The organism is Bradyrhizobium sp. 31Argb, assembly GCF_043638955.1.
Lineage (GTDB): Bacteria > Pseudomonadota > Alphaproteobacteria > Rhizobiales > Xanthobacteraceae > Bradyrhizobium.
The window spans coordinates 1-7,131 of sequence record NZ_JBEGDB010000350.1; the positions used below are offsets into that span (position 1 = coordinate 1).

At 65.1% G+C, this 7,131-nt stretch carries 13 protein-coding genes; all 13 read left to right on the forward strand.

What is annotated here, in order from left to right:
• A partial coding sequence (locus AAFX91_RS36990; RefSeq protein ID WP_394569798.1) for a Mu transposase C-terminal domain-containing protein occupies window positions 1-1,689 on the forward strand: 1,689 nt, incomplete at its 5' end.
• Window positions 1,690-1,715: 26 nt separating this feature from the next.
• Complete coding sequence (locus tag AAFX91_RS36995) at window positions 1,716-2,495, forward strand: AAA family ATPase (RefSeq protein WP_394569799.1); 780 nt, start codon at window positions 1,716-1,718, stop codon at window positions 2,493-2,495.
• 3 nt (window positions 2,496-2,498) lie between these two features.
• Window positions 2,499-3,122 (forward strand): hypothetical protein, encoded by a 624-nt coding sequence (locus AAFX91_RS37000; RefSeq protein WP_394569800.1) that lies wholly within the window; start codon window positions 2,499-2,501, stop codon window positions 3,120-3,122.
• A complete protein-coding gene (locus AAFX91_RS37005) occupies window positions 3,119-3,496 on the forward strand; it encodes a transcriptional regulator (RefSeq protein WP_394569801.1) in 378 nt (125 codons plus the stop codon). The genes AAFX91_RS37000 and AAFX91_RS37005 overlap by 4 nt, the downstream gene beginning before the upstream one ends.
• Window positions 3,489-3,749 carry a hypothetical protein gene (locus tag AAFX91_RS37010; RefSeq protein ID WP_394569802.1) on the forward strand — a complete coding sequence of 87 codons (261 nt, stop codon included), beginning with the start codon at window positions 3,489-3,491 and terminating at the stop codon, window positions 3,747-3,749. The genes AAFX91_RS37005 and AAFX91_RS37010 overlap by 8 nt, the downstream gene beginning before the upstream one ends.
• On the forward strand, window positions 3,746-4,099 hold the full coding sequence (locus AAFX91_RS37015; RefSeq protein WP_394569803.1) for a hypothetical protein: 354 nt from the start codon (window positions 3,746-3,748) through the stop codon (window positions 4,097-4,099). Before AAFX91_RS37010 ends, AAFX91_RS37015 begins: the two co-directional genes overlap by 4 nt.
• Before the next feature lie 2 nt (window positions 4,100-4,101).
• Entirely contained in the window at window positions 4,102-4,668 is a 567-nt protein-coding gene (locus AAFX91_RS37020; RefSeq protein WP_394569804.1) for a host-nuclease inhibitor Gam family protein, read from the forward strand.
• Window positions 4,665-5,027, forward strand: coding sequence for a LexA family protein (locus tag AAFX91_RS37025; protein WP_394569805.1), 363 nt, complete (start codon window positions 4,665-4,667; stop codon window positions 5,025-5,027). Before AAFX91_RS37020 ends, AAFX91_RS37025 begins: the two co-directional genes overlap by 4 nt.
• The gene (locus AAFX91_RS37030; protein ID WP_394569806.1) at window positions 5,024-5,497 is read left to right on the forward strand and encodes a helix-turn-helix domain-containing protein; all 474 of its coding nucleotides are present in this window, start codon (window positions 5,024-5,026) and stop codon (window positions 5,495-5,497) included. The genes AAFX91_RS37025 and AAFX91_RS37030 overlap by 4 nt, the downstream gene beginning before the upstream one ends.
• A gap of 2 nt (window positions 5,498-5,499) precedes the next feature.
• Window positions 5,500-6,195 carry a regulatory protein GemA gene (locus AAFX91_RS37035; RefSeq protein WP_394569807.1) on the forward strand — a complete coding sequence of 232 codons (696 nt, stop codon included), beginning with the start codon at window positions 5,500-5,502 and terminating at the stop codon, window positions 6,193-6,195.
• Window positions 6,192-6,680, forward strand: a complete 489-nt coding sequence (locus tag AAFX91_RS37040; RefSeq protein ID WP_394569808.1) for a GcrA family cell cycle regulator — start codon at window positions 6,192-6,194, stop codon at window positions 6,678-6,680. Before AAFX91_RS37035 ends, AAFX91_RS37040 begins: the two co-directional genes overlap by 4 nt.
• Window positions 6,677-6,934, forward strand: a complete 258-nt coding sequence (locus AAFX91_RS37045; RefSeq protein WP_394569809.1) for a hypothetical protein — start codon at window positions 6,677-6,679, stop codon at window positions 6,932-6,934. Before AAFX91_RS37040 ends, AAFX91_RS37045 begins: the two co-directional genes overlap by 4 nt.
• Window positions 6,931-7,092 (forward strand): hypothetical protein, encoded by a 162-nt coding sequence (locus tag AAFX91_RS37050; RefSeq protein WP_394569810.1) that lies wholly within the window; start codon window positions 6,931-6,933, stop codon window positions 7,090-7,092. Before AAFX91_RS37045 ends, AAFX91_RS37050 begins: the two co-directional genes overlap by 4 nt.
• Window positions 7,093-7,131: the final 39 nt, after the last annotated feature.

A 7,131-nucleotide genomic window follows, 5' to 3' on the forward strand; every position in this document is an offset into this window, starting at 1 on the left:
CCGAACCGCCGGATACGGACCCGTACGTCCGGTGGTGTGGGAGGGGCGAAGCCGCGAGGCTTCCCCCTATCCCGATTGCTCGATCGCGCCAACAACGGTGAGCTGAAGATGCACATCCTCGCGCTGATCGCCAAGCAGCCGCAGCTCACCGCGCATCATATCCGCGCTTTGGTCGCCGATCGCTTCCCGGAAATTGCGGTGGGCGATCGCGTTGTCAACCTGCCGCCGATCCGCACCTTTCAAGAGGCGTTGAAGCGCTGGCGAGACGAATATCGCGTGGAGCTGGAATCGATCCGCAACCCGGACGGATTCAAGTCGAAGATGCGGTTCGCGGCGCGCGTCGCGTTGCCGGCGACCAGGCTCAACGAGGTCTGGCAGATCGACGCCTCGCCGGCGGACGTGCTCACCACCGATGGCCGCTACGCCATCTATATCTGCGAGGACATCTTCTCGCGGCGCCTCGTCGCGCTGGTCTCCAGGACCGCGCGAGCCGCCGCCGTTGGCCTGTTAGTTCGCAAGGCCATCCTCGCCTGGGGCGTGCCGGAGCGGATTAAGAGCGACAACGGTTCGGACTTCATCGCGCACACGACGCAGCGTCTGTTCGCCTCGCTGCTGATCGAGCACGAGAAGTCGGACCCGTTCTCGCCGGAGCAGAAGGGCCACGTCGAGCGGGCGATCGGCACGCTGCAGCGCGGATTGATGCGCACGCTGCAAGGCTTCATCGGCCACAGCGTTGCCGACCGCAAGGTGATCGAGAATCGGAAGGCGTTCGCACAGCGCCTCGGCGAAGCGCCGGAGGATACGTTCCAGGTCGCGCTGTCGGCTTCCGAGCTGCAGCAGCGTGTCGACGACTGGTGCGCCGATGTCTACGGCCGCAAGCCGCACAGCGGCCTGAAGGGACAGACTCCCTTCGCGATGGCCGCGATGGCACCGGGGACGATCCGTCGGATCGAGGACGTCCGCGCGCTCGACATGCTGCTGGCGCCGGTCGCCGGCAAGGATGGCCTGCGCACCGTCACCAAGACCGGAATCCGGATCGACGGCGCGCATTATATCGGCGGCTTCCTCCCTGTCGGCGAGCCCGTGCTTGTGCGCATGGACGAACAGGACATGGGCACGGCTTACGTGTTCGGGGCCGATGGAGAGACCTTCCTGGGCACCGCGATCGCGCCGGAGCTTGCCGGCGTCGATCCCGCCGCCGCAATTGCCAAGGCCCGCGCGGAGCAGAAGCGCCTCATCAACGAGCGCATGGCGGAGGTGAAGAAGGAAGCCCGCCGCATCAAGGCCAAGGATTTCGCCGGCGCCATCCACCGCCAGGCGCTCGCCGACGAAGGCAAGCTGATCGAGTTTCCGAAGCCGACCACCGCCCACGATTCACCGGCGCTCGCCGCCGCGCGCGCAGCCCACACCGAAGATGCGCCGCGCCATGCCGATGGCATCGCCGAGCTGGCCGCGCAGCTCCGCGACGAGCCGTCGCCCGCCAACGTCAAGCCGCTTCGCCCGGCCGAGACCGCGCATCAGCGTTGGAACCGCGCCCGCGCGATCGAAGCCCGCATCCAGCGTAACGAGTACGTGGACCCCGACGAGCTGATCTGGCTCGGCGGCTACCGCGAAGGTCACGAGTACCGCGGTTTCCTCGCCACTTACGGCGAGCCCGCTGCCACCGCCGGAGAAGCCGGCAATCCCTAAACCCCGATTGGAGAGTCAGGAATCCAATGAACGCCTCAACCACACCCGTTGTCCAAGGTCCCGTCGCACTGAAGAACGTTGCTGCGTTCATGGCGATGACCACGCGCTTGATCGAACGTTCTCACCATCTGCCGGGTTTCGGCGTCTGTCACGGCCCATCGGGCTACGGCAAGACCTACGCATCGATCTTCGCGCAAAACCGGACCAAGGCGGTCCGCGTCGAAGTCGGTGATAGCTGGACTCGCCGGACGCTTCTCCGCAACATCCTTCGCGAATGCGGCGAGACGGTCAAAGACAAATGGCCGATCTCCGATCTCTCCGATCTCGCCAAGTCGGTCCTGGGCGAAAATCCCAGCCGACCGCTGATTATCGACGAAGCGGACAAGCTCGTCGACAAGGGCATGATCGAGATCGTGCGCGAGCTGCAGGAATCCTCCGGCGCGTCGGTGATCCTGATCGGCGAAGAGAAACTGCCGGCGAAGTTGCTTACCGTTGAACGCATGCACAACCGCGTGCTGCACTGGTTTCCAGCGCAGCCCTGCGATCTCGAAGATACGCAGATCCTCGCCAGAGCTTTCGCACCGAAGGTCGACATCAAGGATGATCTGCTCGAAGCGATCTGCAATCGCTCCAATGGTCGCGCCCGGCGCATTGTGGTCAATCTCGATCACGCTGCGGAGATCGCGCGCAACCGCAACCTCCGCGCACTCGACCTGAAGGCCTGGACCGGCGAGTTCTTCACCGGCGAGCCGCCGACACCGCGTCACGTCGAACCGTACTCGCGCCGCGCGCAGAAGGTGGCCTGATCGATGAGACCGGAGCACTTCCATAACACCCAGCTTTCGGTCCGCGTGCCGCGAGGCCATGAAGGCTTCTGGCAGATCATCTGCCAGCTCGCCGAGAGGCAGGGCGATTTCACCATCAATGACGTCGATGGTGAAAGCAATGTCGGCCGCAGCGACGTGCAAGTCTATGTCTGGTCGCTGCACAAGGCCGGCTTCCTCGACATGGTCAGCCGCGGGGCGCCCAACCACGTCTCGGCCGTCTTCCGCCTGGTCAAGCGGCAGAAGGAAGCGCCGCGCGTGCGCCGCGATGGCTCGATCATCCCGTCGACCGCGCAGGAGCAACTCTGGCGCACCATTCGCAATCTCAAGAGCTTTGGCCTGACCGAACTCGTCTTCGCCGCCACCACCGAGGAAGTGGCGCCCGGATATCAGACCGCCAAGCGTTACGTCTGCCGCCTGACCACGGCGGGATACCTGACCGAGCAGAGGAGCCGCGGCGCCATCAAGGCCGTTTACCGGCTCAAGCCCGGCATGGACACCGGGCCGAAGCCGCCGGAGGCGCGCAAGCTCGAAGCCGAGCTGATGTGGGACCCGAACAAGCGCGTGCTCGTCGGCGCGGCGCCGATCGCATCGGAGGTGTCCCGATGAAGGAGGTGATGCAGACGAAGGCCCGCAAGGCCTGGGGCGATGCGATTCCGGCCGAGGTGGAAACCCTCGCGCGCCTCGCGGATCGCATCACGCAGAGGAAGGCCGCGGAACGCATCGGCTATTCCAATGCCGTCGTGTCCTATGTGCTCGGCAACAAATACACCGGCGACATCGATCGCGTGAAGGCGAAGATCCGCGGCGCGCTGATGAACGAGACGGTGATGTGCCCGATCCTCGGCGAGATCGGCACCGACCGCTGCCTCAACGAACAGAAGATGGACAACACCGGCGCGTCCTCGATCCGCGCGCGGCTCTATCGCGCCTGCCGCAGCGGGTGCCCGCATTCCCGCATCAAGGAGGACGGTGATGCTTAGCACCGATTTAAAGCGCCTTCACGACACCTTTGAAGGTTGGAGCCGCGGCCAGCCGTTCCCCACGATCGACGCCTGGATACAGTTCGGTCGCGACCTCAAGTCAACGATCGCCCGCGCTGCACTACTTGAACTCGGCGTCGACGTTCGTGTGCTCGATCTCGAGAACGAGGCGCCGGCGGCGGACGGCAAGATCGTCTACCTGCACAAGCGCCGGCCCGTGCTGGTGCCGATCGGCAATGGAGACGGCAAGTGAGCGCCGACACCGAAACCGCCGCGACGCGCCCCATGACGTTCGCCGACCAGGTTGCCCTGGTCGACGTCGATGCGGTCGCAACCCGCATCGCATCGTCGGGTCCGCGCTTTGCGATACAGGCATCCACGATCGAGATCATCGCGATGGCGGTCCTGATCGGCCGCCTGCGGACCATCGCAGATCTCACCTACGACATGCTCGCCTTCGCCGACATCGTCACGGCGCAGCGCGACCGCGACACCCGGGCCGCGCTCATGTCCGAACTCAGCAAGAAGATTTCCGTGCTCGGCGCCGCGCTGGAAGCGCTCGGCTACGGTCAGCCCACATCACCAGCACCAGAGGAGAAGTAACGATGGCCAAGCGCAGCAAGGCCGCGGCGGCGGATATGCGCATCCCGCAAAATCGTGACGAGGTCGCGGAGATGATCGCCAAATATGGCGAGAAGCTCCGCGAGATCGAGCTGATCGAGACCGGGATGAACGAGAGCCTAGCCAAGGTGAAGACCGACGCGGAGCAGGAAGCGGCCCCGCATGTCGATGCGGCTGAGAAAATATTCAGGGGTCTGCAGATCTATTGCGAGGCCAATCGCCAGGCGTTGCTCGGTGACACCGGACTCAAGACGGCCAAGTTTCCGACCGGCAATGTGTCATGGCGCTGGAAGCCCGCCAAGGTGACGTTGAAGGGCGAGCACGACGCCATCATCGCGCGCATCCTTGAAAAGCAGGCCGATGCGCTCGCTCGCGGTGAGACCGGCGAGAACTACGCCAACTTCCTCCGGCTCAAGCGCGAGATCGACAAGGATTCGATGCTGAAGAATCCGGATCTCGCCCGCACCATCGACGGCGTCCGCATCGGCAGCGGCGGCGAGACGTTCGAGATCGAGCCGTTCGGCGCCCAGCTTTCGGAGGCCGCGGAATGACCCGACTCGGCCTCACACCCCGCATGCGCGATTGCTTCGAGGCAATTCGCGACCACTTGCTTCGGCATGGCGCTGCGCCAAGCTACGAAGATCTTCGTGTCGCACTCGGCGTCAAGTCCAAGAGCGTGGTGCACCGGCTCGTCGTGAGCCTCCGGGAGCGCAACTGGATCGTCTTCTATGATCATCTCGCCCGCTCGATCTCGATCATAGAGCCGCCGCCGGGCCATCAGCTTTCACCCAAGGTGGAAGCCGCGCTGCATGCCTGGTGCGCTAAGCACGGCGAGACCGATCCCAGCGCCGTCGTCAACGACGCCGTCGCGCTGTTCCTCGACGAAGCCGCGGGGGGCATCGCGGCATGACCGAGCCGGCGACGACAGCATGTCAGGTGACCGTTGCCGACATCCAGCGCGCCGTTGCGCATTGCTACGGCGTGAGCGTGGCGGATCTTCGCTCAAGCCGCCGCGCGCCCGAAACCGTGCAGCCGCGTTTCATAGCCATCTATCTCGCCCAGATCCTGACTCCACTGACGGCGAGCGCGATCGGCCGGCTCTTTGGCGACCGCGACCATTCGGCCATCCTGCGGGCGATCAAGATGATCCAGGTGCGGCTCGGCAAGGATCCCACGCTCGCCGACGAATTTGAGATGCTGAAGGCAGAAGCCTGCCGGCATGCCGGGAGCGTGTGGCGCTCCCGCATGCCAGGCGATGTGCTCACCTTCGATCAGACGCTCAACCAATTCGGTTTCGAACTCGCGATCGTGCCGATCGGCACGCGCGATCACAACGGCTTCGCCCCGACAAGAGGGCGCAAGGCTTCAACAGGAGAGTGACGATGAGACTGACGGAGCGTCCCGCAACCACGAGCATGATCGCGACGATCCACACGCTGAAGCCGAAGGCCGGCCTTGGCGATGATGAGACCTATCGCGATTTCCTTCAGAGTGTAGCCGGCGTGCGCAGCTCCAAGGAGCTGTCGGTGGCTACGGCCCCACGCGTGATCGAAAAGATGCGGGAGCTTGCCGGCGGCGCCGGTGCGGCCAAGGGTTCGGTTGTCGGCCTGGACGGCCCGATCGGCACCAAGCTGCGCGCGCTCTGGATCTCTGGCTACAACCTCGGCATCGTCCGCGATCGCAGCGATCACGCGATGCTATCGTTCCTGCAGCGGCAGACCGACGTGTCGCATGTCCGATTCCTGAAGGACGCGCGCGCCGGCTCATCTGCGATCGAAGGGCTGAAGTCGTGGCTGGGCCGAACCGGCAACGTCGAATGGCCAACCGACAGCGACGACGTCATAGGTTCCAAGCGCGCGGTGCTGTACGCACAGTGGCGCCGGCTAATCGAGATCGGCGCCGTCAAGCCGATTGGCAGCGCCGTCGATCCGATGGAGGATTTGCAGCACTACGCCGGCCGCATTGTGAGGCAGAACCGCTGGGAGACCTTTAAGTCAGCCGACTACGACGAGGTGCAGAAGGCGCTCGGTCGCAAGCTGCGCGCCGCGCTCGCGCAGCACACGGGAGACGCGCAATGAGCACGGCCGTGGTTTGGACGCCGCAGCGCGTCGACGAATTGACCAAGCTTTGGGCTGCCGGCAACACTGCGGCCCAGATCGCCGGCGAGTTGGGCAACGTCACGCGCAACGCTGTCATCGGAAAGGTCCATCGGCTCGGCCTCGACGGCCGGGTGAAGGCCAAGAATGGCCTCGCGCCGAAACGTGAGCGACCGGCGCGCGTGCGTCTCCGCCGTGCGGCTTATGATGCAAGGCGCGTCACGAAGGTTGCGGCGGCGCTGGCCGAGATCCCGGAGTCGCCGGCGTCGGACTCCTCGGCACCGACATCATTCGCGTGCCGCGGCGTCTCCTTGCTTGAGCTGAAGGACGAAACCTGCCGCTGGCCGATGGGCGATCCCGCACAGCCCGGCTTCGTCTTCTGCGGCAACCAGGCGCTCGCCGTCTCGCCGTACTGCGCCCACCACGGGCGGATGGCCTATGCGCCAGGGGGCGAGACGCACAGATGAAAACCCGACCCGTCCGCGTCTGCGACCACGCACTGTTGCGCTTCATCGAACGCGTCGGCGGCCTCGATACCGAGGCCCTGCGCGCCAGCCTTGAAGGCTCGTTGAACCGTGCGGTCACCGCTGCCGGCACGATCGGCGCACACGAAGTCGTCGTGATCGCGGACGGGAATAAGTACGTCATCGTCAAGGGCACTGTCGTCACCGTGCTCGATCCGAGGATGGCGCCGAAGCGGATCAAGGGTCGGCGTCGATGACGAATGTGCTGCCGGGCGTGCTGCAGGAAATTGCGGAGGTGGCGGGGGAGACCGCCGCCCTGTCGATCGCCGCGCGCCAGGGCGGCCGTCGCGTCTACATCCCTAGCGCCAACCGGTTGGTCGTGAGCGTCATCCGGCGACCACGCACTGAGGGCTGATCTGGTCGGCTAGGAAGATCTCGTGGATTGTTTCGTCAC

Excerpts from the sequence above, each read along its gene's own strand:
- AAFX91_RS36995 (WP_394569799.1), top strand. The coding sequence starts at position 1,716 with ATGAACGCCTCAACCACACCCGTTGTCCAAGGTCCCGTCGCACTGAAG.
- AAFX91_RS37000 (WP_394569800.1), top strand. The coding sequence starts at position 2,499 with ATGAGACCGGAGCACTTCCATAACACCCAGCTTTCGGTCCGCGTGCCG.
- AAFX91_RS37005 (WP_394569801.1), top strand. The coding sequence starts at position 3,119 with ATGAAGGAGGTGATGCAGACGAAGGCCCGCAAGGCCTGGGGCGATGCG.
- AAFX91_RS37010 (WP_394569802.1), top strand. The coding sequence starts at position 3,489 with ATGCTTAGCACCGATTTAAAGCGCCTTCACGACACCTTTGAAGGTTGG.
- AAFX91_RS37020 (WP_394569804.1), top strand. The coding sequence starts at position 4,102 with ATGGCCAAGCGCAGCAAGGCCGCGGCGGCGGATATGCGCATCCCGCAA.
- AAFX91_RS37025 (WP_394569805.1), top strand. The coding sequence starts at position 4,665 with ATGACCCGACTCGGCCTCACACCCCGCATGCGCGATTGCTTCGAGGCA.
- AAFX91_RS37030 (WP_394569806.1), top strand. The coding sequence starts at position 5,024 with ATGACCGAGCCGGCGACGACAGCATGTCAGGTGACCGTTGCCGACATC.
- AAFX91_RS37035 (WP_394569807.1), top strand. The coding sequence starts at position 5,500 with ATGAGACTGACGGAGCGTCCCGCAACCACGAGCATGATCGCGACGATC.
- AAFX91_RS37040 (WP_394569808.1), top strand. The coding sequence starts at position 6,192 with ATGAGCACGGCCGTGGTTTGGACGCCGCAGCGCGTCGACGAATTGACC.
- AAFX91_RS37045 (WP_394569809.1), top strand. The coding sequence starts at position 6,677 with ATGAAAACCCGACCCGTCCGCGTCTGCGACCACGCACTGTTGCGCTTC.
- AAFX91_RS37050 (WP_394569810.1), top strand. The coding sequence starts at position 6,931 with ATGACGAATGTGCTGCCGGGCGTGCTGCAGGAAATTGCGGAGGTGGCG.